Below are 22,489 nucleotides of genomic sequence, written 5' to 3' on the forward strand. Positions count from 1 at the left end.
GTCTCTTTCCGAACCCGGTCGTTAAGTCTCCTTGCGCTGATGGTACTGCCCTGTGGTGGGGTGGGAGAGTAGGTCGCTGCCACGGTTTTTTGTGGGGGAGGGGGTTGCCTTGTGGGCGGCCCCCTCCTTTTTTGTGCCCATGCTTGTGCGTTTGTGAAAAGAGCGGCCGGATGTGTCGGAGAGGGACCGGCCTTTGTGTTCTTCCTGTGTGCTTCTGCGTTTCCGGGAGGCAGGAGGGCCTGCCCGTTTCCACCGGTGGGAGAATTCCCGTATGACGAAGACAATCCCCGCGGACCTCCTGGCCGCCGCAGAGGAAGCCAAGGGCTTCATGCCCACCGACGAGGGCACGCTCCTCTTCGAGACGGCGGTCCGGTACTCCGCCGTCGGCCCCGTCGTGGAGATCGGCACGTACTGCGGCAAGTCCACGATCTTCCTCGGGGCGGCCGCACGCGCCACGGGCACGAAGGTCCTGACGGTGGACCACCACAGGGGCTCGGAGGAGCACCAGGAGGGCTGGGAGTACCACGACGCCTCGCTCGTGGACGCGCAGACCGGCAGGTTCGACACCCTTCCGCACTTCCGCCGCACGATGACCCGCGCCGGCCTGGACGACGAGGTCATCGCGATCGTCGGCCGGTCCTCCGAGGTCGCCGCCGTGTGGGGGACTCCGCTCGGGATGGTCTTCATCGACGGCGGGCACAGCGAGGAGGCCGCGCAGAACGACTACGCCGGCTGGAGCCCCCACGTCGCCGTGGGCGGGGCCCTCGTCATCCACGACGTGTTCCCCGACCCCGCGGACGGCGGACGTCCGCCGCACAACATCTACCTCAGGGCGCTGGAGTCCGGAAGGTTCGAGGAGGTGCGCGCCCTCGGGTCGATGCGCGTCCTCGAACGCGTCGCCTGACCGCTCTCCCGTGCCCCGTACGGGGGCGTGCTCCGGGGACACCGCCCGCGCCGCGGAGGTGGCGTGGTTCCCGGAGTGCGCGGAACTGTCGCGGACATGAGAAAGTGAGGCATTCAACAACTGGCCCGAAACACGCTTGGCGAGGGTAAGCCCTCGGTAAGAAGTGACAGCGCCGTAACGGATTCGACCTCGACCTGGTTACGGGCGGGTATCGTTGCGTGGAGGGCGGAGCGATGGTGGCGTTATTCCCCTCATTACCGCTTCAGTCCTGACTCGAACTGAACGATCAGGGGCACTCGCGCGTCAAACACAAGGACGGCACGGTGCCGGACGTGATTTGCCATGGGGGCGGGGAGCTGAGCGAGAGCACACACGGCGAAGGCGGGGCGGATGGACAGCGTCCCGAGAAGCACACGCCGGAAGTAAAAGACACCTCTGCCGAAGAGCTGTCCAGCAAGAACATTTCTGAGAGTGGCGCGCCCGCCGCACGGGGTGGCGAGACCGAGTCCCCCGACGACGCCGACGAGGCGCAGGGCGGAACGGGCGAGCAGCCGGAGCCGGAGTTCATCAGCCCGATCACCTTCAAGACCAGCGGCACGTTCTTCCGGGAGCGGGTCGCGCAGACCCTCGCCGAGCAGGGTTACGACGATCCCGACCTGATGGAGGGGTCCTCGTCCGCCGGGACAGGCGAAGACGGCTCCGACCGGAGCCCGTCGTCCCCGGGCGGGGGTACCGCGCACGCGGTCGACGCCTCGGGCGAGGACGCGCCGGAGACGGATGACGCGGTCGACGCCGGGGAGGCCCCCACTTCCCGGGACGTTCGCACCGTGTCCTCCGAGGCCGCCCAGGAAGACGCGGAGGAGGGTCCCACCCCGAGGACCGAGGCCTTCCCCGTGCCGCAGGACGCGGCCGACGGCGCGACCGACAGTGCGGCCGGGGCCGACGGCGGGGAGTCCGCCGACGCCGTGGTCGTCGCCGGGGACCCCGGACCCCGCGCTTCGTGGCCCGCGGACCGTGTGTCCGCCGCGGAGTCGGCGCCCCTGTACGGGGACGAGCTCCCGGCGCCCGGAGCCGTCGCTCCGGACAAGGCCGAGGCGGAGAGGATCGACGAGTCCTCCGCCGCCGAGACCGCCGCGCTCTGGCCCGCGCCGCGCCGCCTCTCGGACTACGTGACCGACGAGTCCTCCGCCGTGGAGGGCGTCGGCGCACTCGGCGCCGCGGGTGCCGCCGCGGCCGCCGCCGGCGCCCCGGGCGAGGCGCCCGGGGGACGGTCCGGCGGCCAGGAGCCCACCGGGGCCTCGGCCGCGCACGGTTCGGGCGGCAAGGGCGGTTCCAACGGTCCCGGGGGCCCCAAGGGCCCCGCTGGGCCCGGCGGTACGGGACCTGGCGGCCCCAAGGGCCCCGGAGACCCGAAGGCGGCCAAGGGCGAGAAGGCCAAGAAGCCCCTGTGGTGGCGGATCCTCCGGGTCTTCCTCATCGTCACGGGCCTGTTCGTGGTCCTCGGCGCCGCCGTGTTCGCGTTCTTCTACACCACGGTGGAGGTGCCCGACGCGGCCAAGGCCGACGCGCTCGAACAGGGGTCGACCTTCTACTTCGCCGACGGCGAGACGGAGTTCGCGTACCGGGGCACCGACCGCGAACCCGTCACCTATGACGAGATGGTGGCCGGCGGCGACCACATCGTGGAGGCCGTCATCTCCGCCGAGGACCGCGGCTTCTGGGAGGAGCCCGGGGTCTCGATCCGGGGGACGACGCGGGCCGTGTGGTCCACCGTCACCGGGCAGCAGGTCCAGGGCGGCTCCACGATCACCCAGCAGATGGTCCGCAACTACTACGAGGGCGTGTCACTGGAGCAGACGGTCTCCCGGAAGATCCAGGAGATCATCATCTCCATCAAGGTCGACCAGAGCGAGTCCAAGGAGTGGGTGATGGAGCAGTACCTCAACACCATCTACTTCGGACGCAACGCGTACGGCATCCAGGCGGCGGCCCAGGCGTACTACCACAAGGACGTCGACGAGCTCACGCCCGAGGAGGCGGCGTTCCTGGCCGCGGCGATCCAGCAGCCGACGCCGTTCGGCGAGGCCGACGTGGAGACCACCCCCGAGATGGAGCAGCGCTGGCGCTACGTCGTCAACGGCCTGGTCACCACGGAGGCCATCACCCAGGCCGAGGCCGACGCGATGGAGTTCCCCGCCCCCGAGCCGGAGAAGCCCCTGGAGGGCACCGACCTCAGCGGGTACCGGGGGTACATGTACGAGGCCGTGATGCGGGAGATGGCCGACCTCGGCTACACCGAGGACCAGATCAACCGCCAGGGCTACTCCATCGTCACGACCTTCGACGAGGACCTGATGGAGGCCGCCTACGAGACGGTCGAGGCGTCGATCCCCCCGGAGGCCCTGCCCGAGGGCGTCAACGTCGGCCTGACCACGATCGACCCGGCCACGGGCGAGGTCCTGGCCTTCTACGGCGGCCACGACTACTACGAGAACCAGTACGACAGCGCGCTCCTGGGCGGGGCGCAGGCCGGATCGGCGTTCAAGCCCTACGTGCTGGCCACCGCGCTGGAGGAGGGGTACAGCCTCCGCAGCATCGTGAACGGCAGCGGCCCACGCAGCATCGCCGGCTCCACGATCCAGAACGCCGGCAACGCGCCGGGCGGCCCCATGGACCTGGTCCAGGCCACCCGGGTCTCCAACAACCTCGGCTACATCGAGCTGACGATGGAGACCGGCTACGAGAACGTCCGGGACACCGCCTACGCGGCGGGGCTCCCCGACGGGAGCATCCTCGACAACCAGCTCGTGCCCACCATGGCCCTGGGCGTCTCCACGGTCCGCCCGGTCGACCAGGCCAGCGGGTACGCGACCTTCGCCAACGGCGGGGAGCACGTCGAGGCGCACGTGGTCAAGGAGATCATCGACACCGAGGGCGAGGACCTGCGCCCCGAGGTCGAGAGCACCCGGGCGCTGGAGGAGTCCACCGCGGCCGACGTCACCCATGCGCTCCGGCAGGTGATCGAGGGGGGCACGGGTTCGTCCGCCAACTTCTACACGCACCCGGCGGCGGGCAAGACCGGTACCACCGACAACAGCGTCGCGGCCTGGTTCGTCGGGTACACGTCGCAGCTGTCCACGGCCGTGGGCGTCTACAACCAGAACAACCAGAGCTTCAGCATCCCCGGGTACGACATCTCCGGCGGCGGTGTGGCCGCGCCCATCTGGCGCGACTACATGCGCAGGGCGATGGAGGGGCGCGAGGTGGTCCAGTTCCCGGAGCCGGCCTTCGCCGGATCCACGCAGTACTGGGCCCCGGACCCGTCCACCCAGGAGCCGGAGGCTCCCCCGCAGGGCGAGGAGCAGCCGGAGCAGCCCGCCGACCCCGAGGTGCCGACGGACCCGGTCGAGCCGGGGATCCCGGAGCAGCCCGAGGTGCCGACGGACCCGGAGCAGCCGGGGATCCCGGAGCAGCCGGACCCGGGCGGAGGGGGCGAGGTCCCGCCGCCGGGTGGGGGTGAGGAGACGCGCCGGTCCGAGGAGTGGGGCGTCCCCTAGCGGAGCGAAGGCCCGGAACAGGCACAGCCCCGGCGGTGGATACCGCCGGGGCTGTGCCTGTTCCGCCCTCCCCGTCCGTACGCGGACGCGGGCCGGGCGCGGTTCCGCTACCGGACCGCGGGCTCCTCGTCCCAGGTGTGAAGGAAGACCCGGGACCCCGGCGTGGTCCCGGTGAGGGCGTCCACCGCCAGGATCACGGCGGCCGACGTCCACGTGCTGCGCTCCACGGGCCAGCGCACCTGCTCGGCGAACTGGTAGCCGGTCCAGTAGACCCCGTCGTCGGGGTCGCGCAGGTGCTGCACGTCCCGCATGACGCGGACTCCCCCCTCGACGTCACCCACGGCGGCCAGGGTGAGCACCAGCTCCGACGACTCGGCCGCGGTCACCCACGGCTGGTCGCTCACGCAGCGCACCCCCAGCCCCGGCATGACGAAGGTGTCCCAGCGCTCCCCGATGCGTTCCTTGGCGGCGGCACCGCGGACGGCCCCGCCCAGGACGGGGTAGAACCAGTCCATGGAGAACCTGCTGCGGTCGGAGAACAGGTCCTCCCGCTCGTTGATCAGTGTCGCCAGCCGGTCGGCCGCGGCCGACCACTCGGGCCGGTCGCGGCCCAGGCGCGCGCCCAGGGCGACGCCGCACCGGAGGGCGTGGTGCACGCTCGCGCACACCGTCAGCAGGGCGTGGTCGCCCGGCGAACCGTCCTCCGAGCGCGCCCACAGGATCTCGCCGTGCTCGCCGCGCAGCCCGAGGACGAACTCCAGGCCGCTCTCGACCACGGGCCAGGTCCGTTCGGCGAACCCGGTGTCGCCGGTGACGAGCAGGTGGTGGAACAGGCCCACCGCGGGGTAGGCGGCGTGGTTGGCCTCGCGCAGTTCCGTGACCGGTACGCCCTGCCGGAACTTGGCGGGCCAGCCGCCCTCCGGGTGGCGGGTCCGCTCCAGCCACAGGTAGGCGCGTCTCGCGGCCTCACCGTGCTCGGGCACGCTCAGCCCGGTGACGGTCAGCGCCATGGCGCACTCCACGTGGTCCCACACGTCGGTGTGGCCCCCGGGGAACCAGGGGATCGCGCCGTCCTCCTCCTGGCTCCGCGCCAGGTAGTGGGCGGAGCGGTGCAGCTGCTCGGTGCTGAGCACGCCGGGCAGGCGCAGGGTTCCTTCCGGGGCGGGTGCGGTGGCGGGCGGGGCGGCCATCAGGCGGCGTGCGGCTTGCGCACGTACACGACCACGCTCTTGCCGATGACCGGGTTGAGGAGGCGTTCGGCGATCCGGGTCACCTTCGGGGCCTGGAGCATGTCCCACACCAGCATGTCGTGGTAGGCCTTGGCGAGGGGGTGGTCGTCGTTGTCCGTGCCCACCGCGCACTTGATCCACCAGTACGGTGCGTGCAGGGCGTGCGCGTGGTGGTGCGGGCCGATCTCGAACCCGGTGGCCTTGAGCTTGGCCTCCAGCTCGGCGCGCGTGTAGATGCGGATGTGCCCGCCCTCGTTGGTGTGGTACTGCTCCGAGAGGGCCCAGCAGAGGCGTTCGGGCAGGAAGCTCGGAACCGTCACCGCGGCGATCCCACCCGGTCTCAGCACCCGGAACAGCTCCTTCATCCCGGCGGTGTCGTGCGGGATGTGCTCGAAGATCTCGGCAGCGACCACCCGGTCGAAGCTGTCGTCGTCGAAGGGCATGTCGAGGGCGTCGCCCTTGACGGTCTCGGCACTGGCCTCCTCGGGGGCCTCCCCCTCGTGGCGCATCGCCGCGAACATCGTCTCGACCTCGGCGAGGTCGCCGACGTTCTGGTCGAAGGCCACGACGTCGGCCCCGCGGCGGTAGGCCTCGAAGGCGTGCCGGCCGCCGCCGCAGCCCAGGTCGAGAACGCGGTCGCCCGGTCCGACGGGGAACAGGTTGAAGTCGACGGTGATCAGTGGAGGCTCCCTAGGTGGTGCGGACGCGGGTGGTGGTGCGCGCGGCCCGCCGGGTCAGGCGCCGTTCGCGCGGGCCCGCGCGGGCGCGGGACGGGTGTCGTCGGCGGGGCGGCCGCCCCTGACGAGGTCGATGGTGGAGGCGTACCTCCGCGCGGTCAGCTCGGCGACCGCACGCCAGGTGAAGCGCTCCTGGACGCGCTGCCAGGCGGCGGCGCCCATGCGCCCGCGCTCGGCGCCGTCGTCGAGCAGGGCGGCGATCGCGTCCGCCAGGACCTCCGGGTCTCCCGGGGGGACGAGCCGTCCGGCGTCGCCGTCGGTTCCCACGACCTCGGGCAGCGCCCCGGCGTGGCTGGCGACCAGGGGGGTGCCGCAGGCCATGGCCTCCACGGCGGGCAGGGAGAAGCCCTCGTAGAAGGACGGGACGACGGCGACCTGGGCGCTCGCGATCAGCTCGGCCAGCTCCGTGTCGTCGATGCCGCTGACGAACTCGACGCGGTCGCGCAGGCTCAGCTCGTCCACCAGCCGGTCGGTGGGGCCGCCCGGCCGGGGTCGGCTGACGACGGTCAGGGAGACGTCGCGTTCGGTGGCGAGCTTGGACACGGCGCGCAGGAGGACCGCCACGCCCTTGAGCGGGCTGTCGGCGCTGGCCGTGCACACGATGCGGCCGGGGACGCGCTCCAGCTCGGGGCGCGGGTGGAAGTAGCGGGTGTCCACGCCGAGGGGGGTGACCTCCATGGCCGCGGGGTCGACCCCGAACTCCCTGGCGATGTCCTCCGCCGAGGACCGGGAGGGGACGAGGATGGGGTCGAGTCTGCGGGCGACGCGGGCCTGCATCCCCACGAACCCGTACCAGCGGCGCTTGGAGAGCTTCTGGAGGCCCTTGGCCTCCTCCAGTTCGATCCTGCGGTCCACGCTGATGGGGTGGTGGATGGTGGTGACCAGGGGGAGGCCGGCGGACTTGATGCCGAGCAGGCCCCAGCCCAGTGTCTGGTTGTCGTGGACGACGTCGAACTCGTCCAGTCGCCGGCGCAGTTCGCGGTTGGCGCGCAGGGAGTACGTGAGGGGTTCGGGGAATCCGGCGGTCCACATGGTGGCGACCTCCAGGACGTCGATCCAGTCGCGCCATTCGCGCACGGGCGGGGCGACGAACGGGTTGGCGTCGTTGTAGAGGTCCAGGGAGGGGATCTTCTCCAGGGTGACGCCCTCGTCCAGGACCGGGTAGGGCTGGCCGGAGAAGACGGTGACCTCGTGGCCCAGGGCGGCCAGCTCCCGCGACAGGTGGCGGACGTACACGCCCTGTCCTCCCACGTGCTGCTTGCTGCGGTAGGACAGCAGGGCGACGCGGAGGGGGCGCTCGGCGGACGGCCGTGGGCCCGGTCCCGTGTTGTTGCCCGGCTGGGTCAAGAGTCCACCTCTTCGTTGGGTCGCTGGCCCGCTCGCCGCTGCGTGCCGCCGGTGTGTGGGCGGGGTGGTCGCCGTCGCGGACGCGCGTGTTCGCCGGTGACGGGCATGAGCGCCCCATATGTTACTCGGCAGTTGGGTCGGCGGCGGCGTCGGGCCGGTTGGTAAGGGATCCTATGCCGGGCGCCGTGCCGGGGCGACGGCGACCCAGCGTGGCAGGCCGTCCTTCTCGGAACGGTGTGCGAGACCGCGCGCTTCGAGGAGCCGCAGGTGGGCGGCGGTCTCGGCGGCGGCCATGTGGCGTGCCTGGACGCGCATGCCGGTCCAGGGCCGCTTCCACGCGAGGCGGGAGGTGACCTCCCACAGCGTGGCGGGACCCTCGGAGAGGAGCGCGGCCATCTCGTCCAGGCGCTGCTCGTGGTGGGCGGTGATCTCCTCCGAGCGGGCGGTGAGTCCGGTGAAGCGGCTCTCGTGTGAGGGAAGGCACACCAGCCGGTCGGCGTCGGGGAGCCTTCCCATGCGCGCCTGGGAGTCGAGGAAGGCGCCGAGGGGGTCGCCCGTGTCGGACAGGAGCGGGAACCGGCCCACGTGCGGCGTGATGCGGGGCAGGACGTGGTCCCCCGTGAACAGCCTGCCGCCGTCGGCCAGGTGCAGGCACAGGTGTCCGGGGGTGTGGCCGGGGGTCCACACCGCGCGCAGGTCGCGGCCGGGGAGGTCGACGGCGGCGCCGTCCTCCAGGGCGAGGTCGGGCACGGCGGAGGGCGTGAACGGCCGCGGTCCGTCCAGGAGGGTCCGGACGTCCTCGTCGGGGAAGCCCGAGCGGCGCAGCTGGTCGGCGATCGAGGCGCGGCGGGTCTCCGCGGGGACGGAGCCCAGGTGTTCGGTCACGGCGATGTCGGCCGGGTGCATGGCGATCCAGGCGTCGGAGGCCTCGCGAAGGCGGCCGGCCAGGCCGGAGTGGTCGGGGTGGAAGTGGGTGAGGACCGCTCCCCGGACCTCCTCCACCGCGTGCCCGGTCCGCCCGAGGCCCTGGACGAGCGCCTCCCACGACTCGTCGTGGTCCCAGCCGGTGTCGACGAGGACGGGGCCGTCCGGGCCGGTCAGGACGTAGACGTAGGTGAAGCCGAGGGGGTTGCCGGGGATGGGCACCGGAAGGCTCCACACCCCGTCCCCGAGGTCCTCGACGGGGGGCACGTCAGGCATGGGGCGACCTCTCACTAGAAACCGAATCCGGTTCGATTCTAGGATGTGGTCGTTCCGGGGCCGCGGCCGGAGGGGGCCGGGTGGGGCATAGGGGGCGGGGGCCAAGCGAGCCCCCTAAATAGAACATATTCTATAAAGCTTGGACGGGATATCCGAAAAGCCTGGCGTCCTCTTCGTATTGCTACTGCTACGTCGTGCGATGAGGTGTGGATCATGGGCGTGAAGAACTGCGCGGGAGGGAAACCGTTGGATAACGTGTTCTCGTACGGTCGGGGTTCACAGGAGCCTCGGCCGAGTCCTGGCCCTCAGCGCCGTGGCGAGCGGGCAGCGCGCGGACTGACGACGAATGGGAGAGATCCTGTGGCGGTGCAGGCGCCGAGCGGAACCATGTCGCGAAGTCAGACCCAGCGCCGAAAGCGCATCGTGCAGACGGCGGCCGCGCTCGCCGTGCGCGGTGGCGTCGAGGCCATGCAGATGCGGTCGGTCGCCGAGCGGGCCGGGGTCGCCCTCGGCACCCTGTACAGGTACTTCCCCTCCAAGATGGACCTCGTGGTCGCCGTGGTCACCGAGGAGCTCGACCTGTTGGAGGGCGGGATCGTCCGCCGGCCGCCCACGGCCGACTCCCCGGCCGAGCGCGCCGTCGACGTCCTGCTGCGCGCCACCCGCGGGCTGATGCGCGAGCCCGAGCTCGCCGACGCGCTCATCCGGTCGCTCATCATGGCCGAGGTCAAGATCGAGCTGGACGTGCGCATCTCCGACCTGGTGTGGCGGGTGGCCACCGGCAACCTGGAGGGCGCCGGAACCGCCCCGCCGGAGGAGGACCCCGCCGCCGGGGTCGACCGGACCGGCGCCGGGTACGTCCTGGTCGGCTCGCTCACCAGCGTGTGGATCTTCGAGCTGGTCGAGGTCCTCAAGGGGCGGCGCGACGTCGACGAGGTCGAGCGGAGGCTGCGGACCGCGGCCGAGCACCTCCTCGTCGCCTTCTGACACCCGCGTAGACGTCCGGCCGCGACGGCCGCGCGGGAGGTCGGGGCGCCCCGGCGTCAGCCACCGCCGAAGAGCAGCCCCAGCAGCCCGTCGAACAGACCACCGCCACCGCCCCCGTCGTCGGACCCGTCCTCCTCGGACGGGTCGCCGGGGGCGTCGTCGTCCCCGGAGCCGTCCCTGTCCGAGCCGTCGGGGTCGTCGTCCGGTCCGCCGTCGGCGGGCGGGCTCTGCTCCCCGGCCGACGGCGCGGGCGCGGCGCCCCCGTCCGGTGTGCCCTCCCCGGAGGCCTCCTCCCCGGGAGCGTCGTCCCCGGGCTTCCCCGGGGCCTCGGGGGAGGCGGGAGCGGTCGGCTCGGAGTCCGGGCCGGTGGGGCCGGCCTCGGGTTTGGCGTCGGAGGCGGTCGAGGCGGTCTCCACGTCCGAGGCGCCGGGACCGCGTTCGGCCTCGGCGGGGGCCGTGCCGATCATCGTGGAGGGGCCGCCCACGGCACTCGCCCACGCCCACAGGGAGACCGCCACCGCGACCGTGGCCAGGCCGGAGACGGCGGGCAGCGACCAGCGGCGGTGGTCGGCCCGGCGGCGCCGCGCCCCCTCGTCGTCCTGTTCCGGGCGCGGACCGGGGAGCGGGGTCGCCCCCTCCTCGTGCGCCGGGTGGTCCGCGGTGGTCAGGCGGTCTCCGGGCAGGGCCCGGGGGAGGGGTTCGGGGCCGGGCTCGAAGGCCTCCGGGACCTCTTCGGGCTCTCCCGGCACGCGGGACCGGTGCAGGGGGTAGCCCTCGCCGGTGAGCGGGTGCATCTGGGCGGCGATCCGGTCGCGGACGCCGGAGGACCCGGGGTCGAGGCAGGTGAGGAGCACCCGCTCGCGGAGGCCGGGCGGCGGACCGGGCGGGCGCAGCAGCGCGAGGGCGGAGGAGACCTCGTGGACCTGGGCGCGCCACGCCGCGGAGCCGGGGGAGCCGATCCCCCCGGGGGCATCGGGCAGGGCCTCCCCGGCCCGGGTCCCCTCGGGAGGGGCCTCCCCCCGGTCGGCGGGGGCGGATCCGCCGGTCTCCTCCGCCAGGCACTCGGCCGCGCGGCGGATCGCGGAGCGGGTCAGCTCACCGCAGATCGCGGGGTCCAGGCCCAGGACGCGGGCGGTCGCCGAGGTGGGCAGCGCGTGCCGCAGGTGCAGCTCGACCAGTTCGCGGTGGCTGGCGGGCAGCCCGGCGAACATGCGGGCGACCGGGGCCTCGGCGGGCACCGTGGCCAGGCCGGTGTAGGGGCTGACGTGGGCCAGGCCGCGCCGCTGGCAGGCGGAGCGGACCAGGGCGTACAGCCAGGGGCCCCGGTCGGCGGGGTCGGAGCGGCGCGCGTCGAGGACGACGCCCGCCACCAGCCCGTCGTGCACGGCATCGGAGACCTGCTCCGGACCGTCTCCCAGGAGCGCCCAGGCGTACCTGTACAGGGGTGGGGCGAAGGCGTCGTAGAGCGCCTCGATCGCCGTCCGTGCTGGTTCGCCTGTTTCGCCATCTCTGGTCACGATTCTCCCCCGCTCAACCGTGACGGTAGCGAGGGGAGGGGAGCGGCGTGGAGATAAAGAGACAGCTGTGTCCCGAAGGTAAGAGTTCTGTTACCCGAATTTCCGTGGCCGGCCGGGAGCGGCCGCAGGGGCGGACCGGACCCGGCCGGCCGGAGGGGGGCGGGGCCGGTGCTACTCGCCGCCCCGGGAGGGCGAGCCGATCGCGACCATGCGCTCGACGGAGCGCCGTGCGCGCTCGGCCGTGTCGGCGTCGACCGTGATCTCCGTGGTGCCGTGGCGGAGGGAGCCGAGCAGCTTGTCGGCGTCGATCATCTTCATGTAGTGGCACTCGGCGCGGGAGTTGACCGCCTCGAACTCGGTGGTCGGGTTGACCCCGCGCAGCTGGTGCAGCATGCCGGTCTCGGTCGCGATCAGCACCTTCTTGGCGGTGGTGTTCTCGGCCGCGGTCAGCATGCCGCCGGTGGAGAGGACCTTCACGCGCTCCTGGGGGACGGCGCCGCTGCCCACGAGGTAGAGGGCGGAGGTGGCGCAGCCGCACTCGGGGTGGACGTACACCTCGGCGTCGGGTTCGGCGGCGACCCGCTCGCGCAGGGTGTGGCCGTCGATCCCCGCGTGCACGTGGCACTCGCCCATCCAGATGTGGATGTTCTCGCGACCGGTGACCCTCTTGACGTGGGCGCCGAGGAACTGGTCCGGGAGGAACAGGATCTCGCGGTCCTCCGGGATGGACCGGATGACGTCGGCGGCGTTGGAGGACGTGCAGCAGATGTCCGTCTCGGCCTTGACCGCCGCGGTGGTGTTGACGTACGCGACGACGACCGCGTCGGGGTGCTCGGCCTTCCAGGCGCGCACGTCCGCGGCGGTGACGGTGTCGGCGAGCGAGCATCCCGCGGCGGGGTCCGGGAGGAGGACGGTCTTCTCCGGGGCGAGGATCTTCGCGGTCTCGGCCATGAAGTGCACGCCGCAGAAGACGATGGTCCCGGCGTCCACGGTGGCGGCCAGGCGGGACAGCGCGAGGGAGTCACCGGTGTAGTGCGCCACGTCCTGGATTTCCGGGCGCTGGTAGTTGTGCGCGAGGATGACAGCGTCGCGCTCCTCTGCCAGGCGGCGGACCTCGGTGGCCCATTCCTGCCTGGTCATGGTGTCCGCCGTGGCGGTGACCGGTGCCATGTCCAACTACTTCCTTGGGGCTGTGGGCACGTCGTACGGACTCCGTGCCGTGAGAGGTCGATGCGGATGAACAGGTTTTCGTCTGTCAGGCACAAACCTGGTGCAGCTTAACATGACGAGGAACGGAAGGGACAGGGTGGACAACCCGGAAGCAAACGGACAGGTCAGGGCCTCCGTCTGCGGCGAGGCGGACCACGCGGTGCTGTCGGCGCACGAGGCGCTCGCCGTCGTCCTCCAGATCCGCGCGGGAGAACTGTGCGTCCTCCTGTGGCGCAGGGCCCTCCCCCCGTGCGAGGGGGAGTGGGCCCTTCCCGGCGGGCGGCTCGGGGCGGGTGAGAGCCTCGGCGCCTCCATCCGGCGCCAGCTCGCCCAGAAGGTGGACGTGCGCGACCTCTCCCACCTGGAGCAGCTGGAGACGCGCAGCGACCCCGACCGCCACCCCCAGCGCCGCACCCTGGCCACGGCCTACCTCGGGCTCGTGCCCGCGAACATCGACCCGGTCGTGCCGGCCGACACCGGCTGGCACCCCGCCGCGCTCCTGCCCCCGATGGCGTTCGACCACGCGTCCATCGTCCGCTCCGGCCACCACCGGCTGCGCGCCAAGCTCAGCTACACCAATGTCGGGTTCGCGCTCGCCCCGCCCGAGTTCACGATGTCGGAGCTGTCGGGCTACTACCGGGCGGCCCTCGGGCACGACGTGGCGGCCACCAACCTGCGCCGGGTCCTGCTGCGGCGCGGGCAGATCGAGGAGACCGGCCGCTCCGTGCCCTCAGGACGCTCGGGCGGGCGCCCCGCGGCCCTCTTCCGCTTCCGCACACGGGGATTGGAGATCACCGACGCGTTCGCCGTGCTGCGACCGCCCGGCTGACCGGGGTCCCGAGGACGGTCACCGGCCCCGTCCGCCCCCGGAACGGTACAGGGGTGCTTGTAGACTCCCTGACCGTGACAATTCGTACCGTGGTGTTCGACGTCGGAGAGACGCTCGTCGACGAGACGCGCATCTTCGCGCGCTGGGCCGACCGCTTCGGCATCCCGCACATGGCGTTCTTCGGCACCATCGGCGGTGTCATCGCCTCGGGCGGGACCCTCACCGAGGGCTTCCGGCTCCTCGTGCCCGGGTTCGACCTGGCGCGGGAGAGCGCCCGGTGGCGGGCGGAGGACCCCGGCGGCGAGCGCGAGCACTTCGGCGTGCGCGACCTCTACCCCGACGTGCGCCCGGCCTTCGCGACCATGCGCGACGCCGGGCTCTCCCTGGTCGTCGCGGGCAACCAGCCGCCCGAGGCCGGACCCGCCCTGGCCGCCATGGACCTGGGCGTGGACGGCATCGGCATCTCCGACGACTGGGGCGTCGCCAAGCCCGCCCCCGAGTTCTTCGACCGGGTCGTCGAGCTCGCCGGCCGGAGCCGCCCCGGGATCACGCCCGGCGAGATCCTCTACGTCGGGGACCGCGTCGACAACGACGTCGTCCCCGCGCTCAAGGCCGGGATGCGCGCGGTCCTGCTCCGCCGCGGCATCTACGGCTACCGCCACTCGGCCATGGACGACGCGGCCCGGGCCGACGCCGTCCTGGACGACCTGTACCAGCTCGCCGCGTGGATCGCCGCTCAGGACTGAGCCGCCACCACCGCGGAACCGGCCCACGGGCCGGGCCCACGAACGGGCCCGGCCCGTTCGCGTGTCCGGACCCGGAAGGCCCCGCCGGCGCCCCCGGGCCCGGCCGCGTCCGGGACGGCGACGCCCTGCCCCGCCGCCGACGCCACCCGCCGCGGACACGAGGTCCCGGTCGGGTCACGGCCGAGACCATACCGTTTGATCCACCTGCACACGGGTAACGTGCGGACGGCCTGCTCACCGCCGTCTCACCACCACCCCGGTCCCCGAACGGAGACAGCCCGGCCGATGATCACATTCGAGGGCGCTGCCAAGCTCTACCCCGACGGCACGGTCGCCGTCGACGACCTGGACCTCACCGTGGAGACCGGACAGACCACGGTCTTCGTCGGTCCCTCCGGCAGCGGCAAGACCACGTCGCTGCGGATGATCAACCGGATGGTCGAGCCCACCGGGGGCGCCGTCCTCATCGACGGCGACGACATCCGCGGCCGCGACCCCGCCGAACTGCGCAGATCCATCGGCTACGTCATCCAGCAGGCCGGGCTCTTCCCGCACCGCACCGTCCGCGACAACATCGCGACCGTGCCCCTGCTGCTCGGCTGGAACAGGTCCCGGGCCCGGGCCCGGGCCGACGAGCTCATGGAGCTGGTCGGACTCGAACCCTCCCAGGCCGGGCGCTACCCGCACCAGCTCTCCGGGGGCCAGCAGCAGCGCGTCGGCGTGGCTCGCGCGCTGGCCGCGGACCCGCCCATCCTCCTGATGGACGAGCCCTTCAGCGCCGTCGACCCCGTCGTGCGCGCCAGCCTCCAGGACGAGCTGCTGCGGCTCCAGGCCGACCTGCACAAGACGATCGTGTTCGTCACCCACGACATCGACGAGGCGGTCCGCCTGGGCGACCGCATCGCCGTCTTCCGGCCCGGCGGCCGGCTCGCCCAGTACGACACCCCCGAGAACCTGCTGGCCTCCCCCCGCGACGCGTTCGTGGAGTCCTTCGTCGGCTACGACCGGGGCGTGCGGCGGCTGTCGTTCTTCCCCGCACGCGACCTGTCGCTGCGCGAGGACGTCGTGTTCGGCGACGGCACCCCGGTGACCGAGGCGGCCGCCGTCGCACGCGGCAAGGGCGAGCCCTGGGTGCTGGTCGTCGACGGCGACCGCATGCCGCTGGGGTGGGCCGCGGCGGACCGGCTCGACCGTGCCCCCGCCGGGGCCGCCCTCGGCTCGCTCGACCTCGCACCCTACGGCCACACGTTCGACGTCGGCGCGGACTCCCTGCGCGCCGCCCTCGACGCCGCCGTGCTCTCCCCGGCCGGCCGCGCCGTCGGCGTGGACTCCGACGGGCGCGTGGCCGGCGTGGTCACCCAGGACGACCTGGGCACCGCACTGTGGTCGGTGGCCGAGTGATGGGCGGGGCCTGGGAGTGGGCGGTCGGCGTCCTCGACTGGGGCGTGGCTAACTGGAGCTACCCGGGTGAGCCGGACCGGGGGATCCTGCCCCGCCTGACCGAGCACATGCGGCTGGCCTACCTGTCCATCCTCATCGGACTCGCGGTGGCCGTGCCGCTGGGCCTGGCGTGCGTGCGCTGGAAGGCGCTGTACCCGCCGGTGCTGACCGGCGTCAACGTGCTCTACGCGGTGCCGTCCATCGCCCTGTTCTTCCTGATGCTGCCCTACACCGGGTTCAGCGACTGGACGGCCGTCGTGCCGCTCGCCCTGTACACGCTGGTGATCCTGCTGCCCAACGTGGTGGACGGGCTCCGCCAGGTGCCGGAGCACGTGCGCCAGGCCGCCGTGGCGATGGGCTTCAGTCCGCTGCGTCGCCTGGTGTTCGTGGAGATGCCGGTGGCGGTGCCGGTGGTCATCGCCGGCCTCCGGGTGGCCTCGGTCGCCACCATCAGCATGGTCAGCGTCGCCTCCCTGGTGGGTCTGGGAGGGCTGGGCCAGCTGATCCTCAGCGAGGGGTTCCGCCGCCAGTTCGACGCGCCCATCGTGGTCGGCGTCCTGCTCACCGTCCTGCTGGCCTTCGTCACCGACGCCCTGCTCGTGCTCGCCCAGCGCGGGCTCACCCCCTGGGCCCGCCGGGACGACAGGAGGAGCGGCCGGGGACGCAGGGCGGTCGCCCGCGCGTCCGCCGGGGCCGCCGCGCGTGCCGGGTCGGGAACCCCGGCCGGGGAACGCACCACGCCGGGGGAGAGGCAGCCATGGACATCCTGAACGAGCTGGTCGCGTGGTTCGCCGATCCGGCGCAGTGGACCGGGAGCGCGGGCATCCCCGCGCGCATGGCCGAGCACGTCTACTTCTGCCTGCTCGGCCTGCTGATCTCCGCCGTCATCGCCGTCCCCCTGGGACTGCTCACCGGGCACACCGGCGTGGGCGGGTTCCTCACCGCGAGCCTCGCCAACTTCGCCCGCGCCCTGCCGACCATCGGCGTCCTGTTCCTCATCGTCCTGGCGGCCGGGATCGGGCTCGTCCCCGTGGTCTGCGCGCTGGTGGCGCTGGCCGTCCCGCCGATCCTGGTCAACACCCACGAGGGCGTGCGCGGGGTGGAGCCCCGCCTGCGCGACGCGGCGTTCGGCATGGGGATGCGCGGCCGCGAGGTGCTGTTCAAGCTCGAACTGCCCGTGGCCGCCCCGCTCATCCTCATCGGGATGCGCACCGCGGCGGTCCAGGTGGTCGCCACCGCGACCATCGCCGCGTACGTGGGCGTGGGCGGGCTCGGACGCTACATCGTCGACGGCCAGGCCCGCCAGGACCTGACGATGATGCTGGGGGGTTCCGTGCTGGTGGTGCTGCTCGCGGTGCTCACCACACTCCTGTTCGCCGGGTTGCGGCTGCTGCTCGTCGCACCCGGGCTGCGCGCCGAGGCCGCGTCGGCGCGCTAGGCGGTCTCGGGCGCCGCATGCTGACGCAGTACTGAGAGAAGAGAAGGTTCGGACATGGACAAGAGGCTCGCCCTCGTCGGGCTCCCACTCGCAGCGGTGCTCATGACCGCCTGCGGCGGCAGCGACCCCTACGCGGAGGACGGGGAGGGAGGAGGCGGCGCCGAATCCGGCTCCGTCGTCATCGGCTCCGCCGACTTCCCCGAGAGCACCCTGCTCGCCGAGATCTACGGCCGGGCCATGGAGGCCGAGGGGGTGGACGTCACCTACCAGCTCAACATCGGCAGTCGCGAGGTGTACTACTCCCAGATCGAGTCCGGGAACCTGTCGGTGTTCCCGGAGTACAACGGCGCCACCCTGGCCTACCTCGACGACGAGGCGCCCAGCGGGAACAGCGAGGAGACCAACGCGCTCATCACCGAGGCGCTCCCCGAGGGCCTGGAGATCCTGGACTCCTCCAGCGCGGAGAACAAGGACTCGGTGACGGTCACCGCCGAGACCGCCGAGGAGCACGACCTGAGCACCCTCGCCGACCTGGCCGGCGTCGCCGGCGAGCTGACCCTCGGGGGGCCGCCGGAGTTCGAGACCCGCCAGCAGGGCGTGGTGGGCCTGGCCGACGTCTACGGCATCGAGTTCGGCGAGTTCCGCTCCCTGGAGGTGGCCCTGCTGACCCAGGCCCTCCTGGACGGCGACATCCAGGCCGCGAACCTGTTCACCACCGACCCGCAGATCGCGGTGGAGGACCTCGTGGTCCTGGAGGACCCCGAGAACCTGTTCGGCGCCCAGAACATCACCCCGCTGATCAACGGCGAGCAGGTCGACGAGACCGCCAGAGGCGCCCTGAACGCGGTCTCGGCGGCGCTCACCACGGAGGCCCTGACCTCGCTCAACGAGCGCGTCGTCGTCCAGAACGAGAACGCCGCCGACGTCGCCCAGGAGTGGCTGGAGGAGGAGGGGCTCGCCTAGCTGTACCGACCACAGAGGTCGGATACGGTCCGGCAGCGATGTGACGGCAGGTGAGGGCCTCCGACATAGGCGTGGATCGTCGAGATCAACACCGGAAGGTCAGGAGGCCCTCCGCGGCCCACATCGCCCACGCCGACGCCACCCTCACACCCGCCGTGCCTCCGGCCGGTCCGCGGGCGTGATGGCGGACCCCCGGGCGTGACGGAGGGCGTCGGGACCGGTGCGAGGGCGCGCCGGGCCCGGCGCCCTCCCGGAGAGGGACGGCGCGCGGTCAGTCCGGCGCCGGGCCGGTCGAGTCGCGGACCACCAGGTGCGCCGGGAGGACCACCTGCCGCGGGGCCTCCCCGGCGGCGGCCCGCGAGACCCGGTTCAGCAGCAGCTCCACACCCGCGCGCCCGGCCTCCTCGTGGGGGCCCGCGAGCGTGGTCAGCGCCGGCACGCAGAAGTCCGCGCCGAAGATGTCGTCGTACCCCACGACGCTGCGGTCCCGCGGCACGCGGATCCCGCGCTCCGCCAGGCGGCGCAGCATGCCGATCGCCAGCAGGTCGTTGTGGGCGACGAACGCCGTCGCCCCCGACACCAGCGCGGCGTCCGCCGCCGCGGCGCCGCCCGCCACGCGGGGCGAGAAGGGGCCCAGGCGTGTCGCCGCCATGCCGCACCGCCCCGCCGCCGCGCTCAGCCCCCTCCACCGCTCCTTCGCCTGCCACGACTGCTCGGGCCCGCTGAGGTACACCACCGACCGGTGCCCGAGGGAGGCCAGGTGGTCGATGATCTGCCGGCTGCCGCCGCCGTTGTCGACGATCGCGCTGGGCAGCCCCTCGACCTGGCGGTTGACCAGGGCCATGTTGTGCTCCCGGGCCAGTTCGACGGTGGTCGCGTCGCTCATCCGGCTGGAGGCGAGGACGAAGCCGTCCACCGAGCGGTCCAGCCGCAGGATCTGCTCGCGCTCGTTGTCCGCGGACTCCTGGGTGTAGCCCAGGATGAAGGTGATCCCCGAGGCGCTGGCCCGGGCCTCGGCGCCCCGTATCGTGCCGAAGAAGTGCGGGTTGGCGATGTCGGGGACCAGGAGCGCGATCGTGGCCGTGCGGCCGGACTGGAGGGCGCTCGCCAGCGGGTTGGGCCGGTAGCCCAGGCGCTCGGCGACGTTGAGGACGTGTTCGCGGGTGACCGCGTTGACCCGCCGCGGGTCGCTGAAGGCGCGGGACACCGTGGACGCGGCCACGCCCGCCTCCCGTGCCACGTCGTAGACCGTGCTTCTCCTGACCGGGCTCATGGGGACTTTCTACGCCGGACGGCAACTTTTGGCAATCGCTTGCCATGCGCGACGACCGAAACCTAGAGTTCACAACCACGACATACGGCCTCCAGGAGCACGTCTCTGAACAGGGCGTATGCAACCCCCCGTTTGTCGAGTGGAGCCCGGGATGACCAATCCCCCCAGTACGTCCGGAGACGGGCCCTCGGGCTCGCGCCCGGCACCCGTCCGATGGCTGGAGACCGCGGAACTCGTCCTCGGCGCGCTACTCCTGGCCATGCTCCTCGTCCTGATGCTCATCCAGGCCGGCCAGCGCTACGTCCCCGGTGAGAGCTGGGTCTGGGTAGGGGAGCTCGCCCGGTTCGGCCTGGTCTGGCTCGCCTTCTCCCTCGTCGGGCACCTCGTCGGCCGCGACGAGCACATCACCCTCAAGCTCGTCGACTTCGTCGCCCGGGGCCGGGCGATGCGCGCCGTGTGGATCTTCGCCAACCTCGTCGTCGCGGCGACGTGCGGCCTGCTCGTCGCGGCCGCGGCCGACCTCGTGTTCGCGGGCGGACCGCAGACCACGCCGGTGATGGGCATCCCGATGGCCTGGACCTACGTGATCCCGATGGCCGGGCTCGCCGTGGCCGTGCTGCGCGCCCTGGCCAACGCGATCCTCGTCCAGGGGCCGCCCGCGCCCGGCACCCCTCCCCCCGCACCGACCGACCACGAGGAGCCCACCCGATGAGCGCCGGCCTCGTCCTCCTGGGAACCGTCGTCCTGCTGGCCCTGCGCGTACCGATCGCCTTCGCCATCCTCGGGCCGTCCCTGGCGTACATGCTCCTGACCGACCAGTCCACCGGCCTGAGCCTGCGCACCGCGACGCAGGAGATCAACAGCTTCCCGCTGCTGGCCATCCCCCTGTTCATCCTGGTGGGCGTCGCCGCCAACCACACCGGTATCGCGGACCGCATCTTCGGCTTCGCGCAGGTCCTGCTGGGGCGCCTCCGGGGAAGCCTGGGCTACGTCAACATCGGTGTCAGCGTCGGCTTCTCGTGGGTGAGCGGCACCGCCCTGGCCGACGTCGCGGGCATGGGCAAGATGCTCGTCCCGGCGATGACCGACCGCGGCTACCCCAAGCGCTTCGCCCTGGGGCTCACCGCCGCCTCCAGCCTGATCAGCCCGATCATGCCGCCCAGCATCCCCGCGATCGTCTACGCCTCCGTCGCCGCGGTCTCCACCGCCGCGCTGTTCGCCGCGGCGGTGGTCCCGGCGTTCCTCGTGGCCGCCGGACTCGCCCTCGCCGTCCACCTGTGGGCGCGCAAGCAGCCGCACCTGGCCGGCGAGCGGGCGACCGCCGGCGAGGTCCGCACCGCGGTCGTACGCGTCCTCGGCCCGCTGGGCGCGCCCCTCATCCTGCTCGGCGGCATCCTGAGCGGGCTCTTCACCCCCACCGAGGCCGCGGCGGTCGGCGCCGCCTACGTGCTCGCGCTCGGCCTCCTCTACCGCCGGCTGGACCCGCGCACCCTGTGGCGGATCCTCGTGGAGACCGCGACGACCACCGCGTCGATCGCGATCGTCCTGGCCGCGTCCGGCCTGCTCGGCTGGATCCTGGCCCGCGAACGCGTGCCGCAGGACATCGCGTCGTTCCTGCTGGGGCTCACCGACAGCCCGATCGTGTTCCTGCTGCTGGTGAACCTCGTGCTCATCCTCCTCGGCACGGTCCTGGAGCCCGTCGCCGCACTGATGATCACCGTGCCCGTCCTGCTGCCCATCGCGGCGCAGTTCGGGGTCGACCCCGTCCACTTCGGGATCATCGTCATCGTCAACCTCATGATCGGGCTGCTCACGCCGCCGATCGGAGGCGTCCTCTTCGTGCTCGGCTCGGCCACACGCAGCCCCATGCACGAGGTGTTCCGCGGCACGGCGCCCTTCCTCGTGCCCCTGCTGCTCATCCTGGCCCTGCTCACCTTCGTGCCGGACCTCGTGCTCTTCCTGCCCCGGTACCTCGGCCTCTGAGCCGCGCCTCCCCGGGGCGCGCCCCTGCGCGGCCCCGCACCCCGGGGAGCGGGGCCGGCCCCGACACACACCGCCACCACCGCCGCCGCCGTACGGCGGCACGACCCCCCCAGGGAGCACCGCATGCGCACCCCCCACCGCTGGACCGCCCTGGTCCCCGTCGCCGTCCTCGCCCTCGCGGGCTGCGGCGCCGACGAGGCCGCCGACGGCGAGATCACCCTCTCCTTCGCCAACAGCTACACCGCGGACCACCCCCACACCCGTTGCGGTCTCGACCTGGTCGCCGAGCGCGTCGCGGACGCCGGCGTCGGAGTGACGGTCGAGACCTTCCCCAACAGCCAGCTCGGCAACAACACCGAGACCTTCACCTCGGTGATGTCGGGCGACATCGACATGGACGTCCAGGGCTCCGCCGCGCTCGGCTCGGCGTACGAGCCGATCGGGGTGCTCGACGCGGCCTACGCGTTCGACGACGTCGACCAGATGTTCGGCTACTTCGACTCCGAGGAGTCCGAGCAGCTGAAGGCGGACTTCGAGGCCGCGACCGGCGTCAGGATCCTCGACGTCTGGTACTTCGGCGACCGGCACTTCACCGCGAACCGGCCCATCCGCACCCCCGGCGACCTCAGCGGCCTGCGCATGCGGTTCCCCGACTCCCCGATCTACCTGGCCAACGCCGAGGCGATGGGCGCCACCCCCACCACCGTCGCCTTCGAGGAGGTCTACCTCGCCCTCCAGCAGGGGACCGCCGACGGCCAGGAGAACCCGATCCCCACGATCTCCGCCGACAGCTTCGACGAGGTCCAGAGCCACATCAGCCTCACGAGCCACCAGATCGGATCGCAGCTCATCGTGGTCTCCGGCCAGAGCTGGGAACTCATGGACGAACGCCAGCAGGAGGCGCTCCAGGAGGCGGTCAGCACGGTCCGGGAGGAGAACCGCGCCTGCATCGAGGAGTCGGAGGCCGAGATCCTCGACCGGTGGGCCGCCGACGGAGCCATGGAGGTCGTGGACGACGTCGACGTGGACGCGTTCCGGACCAGGTCCAGGGACTACTTCGCGGAGCACCTCGACGAGGGGCAGCGGGCCCTGTACGAGTCCTTGCACTCCGGGTCGTAGACGGCCGCGGA

At 72.6% G+C, this 22,489-nt stretch carries 19 protein-coding genes and 1 rRNA gene; 13 read left to right on the forward strand and 7 right to left on the reverse strand.

Going from position 1 to position 22,489, the window contains the following annotated elements; all coding sequences use genetic code 11:
• The 3 genes from rrf to ACFQBR_RS24445 form a co-directional block, all read left to right on the forward strand.
• Positions 1–85, forward strand: a 5S ribosomal RNA gene (gene rrf / locus ACFQBR_RS33675); the annotation flags it as partial.
• A 186-nt stretch (positions 86–271) separates the two neighbouring features.
• Positions 272–904 carry a class I SAM-dependent methyltransferase gene (locus ACFQBR_RS24440; protein ID WP_344178165.1) on the forward strand — a complete coding sequence of 211 codons (633 nt, stop codon included), beginning with the start codon at positions 272–274 and terminating at the stop codon, positions 902–904.
• Positions 905–1,227: 323 nt separating this feature from the next.
• Positions 1,228–4,461, forward strand: coding sequence for a transglycosylase domain-containing protein (locus ACFQBR_RS24445; protein WP_378554519.1), 3,234 nt, complete (start codon positions 1,228–1,230; stop codon positions 4,459–4,461).
• Positions 4,462–4,568: 107 nt separating this feature from the next.
• On the opposite strand, the gene ACFQBR_RS24450 is transcribed toward ACFQBR_RS24445, so the two are convergent.
• The 4 genes from ACFQBR_RS24450 to ACFQBR_RS24465 form a co-directional block, all read right to left on the reverse strand.
• Positions 4,569–5,651: a prenyltransferase gene (locus ACFQBR_RS24450; protein ID WP_344178171.1), complete on the reverse strand. Its 1,083-nt coding sequence runs from the start codon at positions 5,649–5,651 to the stop codon at positions 4,569–4,571.
• Positions 5,651–6,370 carry a class I SAM-dependent methyltransferase gene (locus ACFQBR_RS24455; RefSeq protein ID WP_267950491.1) on the reverse strand — a complete coding sequence of 240 codons (720 nt, stop codon included), beginning with the start codon at positions 6,368–6,370 and terminating at the stop codon, positions 5,651–5,653. The genes ACFQBR_RS24450 and ACFQBR_RS24455 overlap by 1 nt, the downstream gene beginning before the upstream one ends.
• 54 nt (positions 6,371–6,424) lie before the next feature.
• Positions 6,425–7,774, reverse strand: coding sequence for a glycosyltransferase family 4 protein (locus ACFQBR_RS24460; RefSeq protein ID WP_267946289.1), 1,350 nt, complete (start codon positions 7,772–7,774; stop codon positions 6,425–6,427).
• 171 nt (positions 7,775–7,945) lie between these two features.
• A complete protein-coding gene (locus ACFQBR_RS24465) occupies positions 7,946–8,974 on the reverse strand; it encodes an MBL fold metallo-hydrolase (protein ID WP_344178174.1) in 1,029 nt (342 codons plus the stop codon).
• A 360-nt stretch (positions 8,975–9,334) separates the two neighbouring features.
• Here ACFQBR_RS24465 and ACFQBR_RS24470 point away from each other — a divergent pair, with 360 nt between their 5' ends.
• Positions 9,335–9,961 carry a TetR family transcriptional regulator gene (locus tag ACFQBR_RS24470; RefSeq protein ID WP_344178177.1) on the forward strand — a complete coding sequence of 209 codons (627 nt, stop codon included), beginning with the start codon at positions 9,335–9,337 and terminating at the stop codon, positions 9,959–9,961.
• Positions 9,962–10,017: 56 nt separating this feature from the next.
• On the opposite strand, the gene ACFQBR_RS24475 is transcribed toward ACFQBR_RS24470, so the two are convergent.
• Positions 10,018–11,478, reverse strand: coding sequence for a sigma-70 family RNA polymerase sigma factor (locus ACFQBR_RS24475; RefSeq protein ID WP_344178178.1), 1,461 nt, complete (start codon positions 11,476–11,478; stop codon positions 10,018–10,020).
• Between the two features lie 171 nt (positions 11,479–11,649).
• Positions 11,650–12,648, reverse strand: a complete 999-nt coding sequence (gene nadA / locus ACFQBR_RS24480) for a quinolinate synthase NadA (RefSeq protein WP_267946285.1) — start codon at positions 12,646–12,648, stop codon at positions 11,650–11,652.
• A gap of 136 nt (positions 12,649–12,784) precedes the next feature.
• Between nadA and ACFQBR_RS24485 the strand changes: the two genes are divergently transcribed.
• The 6 genes from ACFQBR_RS24485 to ACFQBR_RS24510 all read left to right on the forward strand — a co-directional run bounded on the left by ACFQBR_RS24485 (position 12,785) and on the right by ACFQBR_RS24510 (position 18,103).
• Entirely contained in the window at positions 12,785–13,516 is a 732-nt protein-coding gene (locus tag ACFQBR_RS24485) for an NUDIX hydrolase (protein WP_378554574.1), read from the forward strand.
• Between the two features lie 74 nt (positions 13,517–13,590).
• Positions 13,591–14,262, forward strand: a complete 672-nt coding sequence (locus ACFQBR_RS24490) for an HAD family hydrolase (protein ID WP_267946283.1) — start codon at positions 13,591–13,593, stop codon at positions 14,260–14,262.
• A gap of 285 nt (positions 14,263–14,547) precedes the next feature.
• Positions 14,548–15,663, forward strand: coding sequence for an ABC transporter ATP-binding protein (locus ACFQBR_RS24495; RefSeq protein ID WP_344178182.1), 1,116 nt, complete (start codon positions 14,548–14,550; stop codon positions 15,661–15,663).
• On the forward strand, positions 15,663–16,472 hold the full coding sequence (locus tag ACFQBR_RS24500) for an ABC transporter permease (protein ID WP_267946281.1): 810 nt from the start codon (positions 15,663–15,665) through the stop codon (positions 16,470–16,472). The genes ACFQBR_RS24495 and ACFQBR_RS24500 overlap by 1 nt, the downstream gene beginning before the upstream one ends.
• The gene (locus ACFQBR_RS24505) at positions 16,460–17,140 is read left to right on the forward strand and encodes an ABC transporter permease (protein WP_267946280.1); all 681 of its coding nucleotides are present in this window, start codon (positions 16,460–16,462) and stop codon (positions 17,138–17,140) included. Before ACFQBR_RS24500 ends, ACFQBR_RS24505 begins: the two co-directional genes overlap by 13 nt.
• A 54-nt stretch (positions 17,141–17,194) precedes the next feature.
• Complete coding sequence (locus tag ACFQBR_RS24510) at positions 17,195–18,103, forward strand: ABC transporter substrate-binding protein (protein WP_267946279.1); 909 nt, start codon at positions 17,195–17,197, stop codon at positions 18,101–18,103.
• 271 nt (positions 18,104–18,374) lie between these two features.
• On the opposite strand, the gene ACFQBR_RS24515 is transcribed toward ACFQBR_RS24510, so the two are convergent.
• Entirely contained in the window at positions 18,375–19,376 is a 1,002-nt protein-coding gene (locus ACFQBR_RS24515) for a LacI family DNA-binding transcriptional regulator (protein ID WP_267946278.1), read from the reverse strand.
• Between the two features lie 151 nt (positions 19,377–19,527).
• Here ACFQBR_RS24515 and ACFQBR_RS24520 point away from each other — a divergent pair, with 151 nt between their 5' ends.
• The 3 genes from ACFQBR_RS24520 (at position 19,528) to ACFQBR_RS24530 (ending at position 22,478) form a co-directional block, all read left to right on the forward strand.
• Positions 19,528–20,088, forward strand: a complete 561-nt coding sequence (locus ACFQBR_RS24520; RefSeq protein WP_344178185.1) for a TRAP transporter small permease — start codon at positions 19,528–19,530, stop codon at positions 20,086–20,088.
• The gene (locus ACFQBR_RS24525; protein ID WP_344178187.1) at positions 20,085–21,359 is read left to right on the forward strand and encodes a TRAP transporter large permease; all 1,275 of its coding nucleotides are present in this window, start codon (positions 20,085–20,087) and stop codon (positions 21,357–21,359) included. Before ACFQBR_RS24520 ends, ACFQBR_RS24525 begins: the two co-directional genes overlap by 4 nt.
• A gap of 123 nt (positions 21,360–21,482) precedes the next feature.
• Positions 21,483–22,478 (forward strand): DctP family TRAP transporter solute-binding subunit, encoded by a 996-nt coding sequence (locus ACFQBR_RS24530; protein ID WP_267946275.1) that lies wholly within the window; start codon positions 21,483–21,485, stop codon positions 22,476–22,478.
• The last annotated feature ends 11 nt before the right edge of the window (positions 22,479–22,489 follow it).

This window comes from Nocardiopsis tropica, assembly GCF_042660575.1.
GTDB classification, from domain to species: Bacteria; Actinomycetota; Actinomycetes; order Streptosporangiales; family Streptosporangiaceae; genus Nocardiopsis; species Nocardiopsis tropica.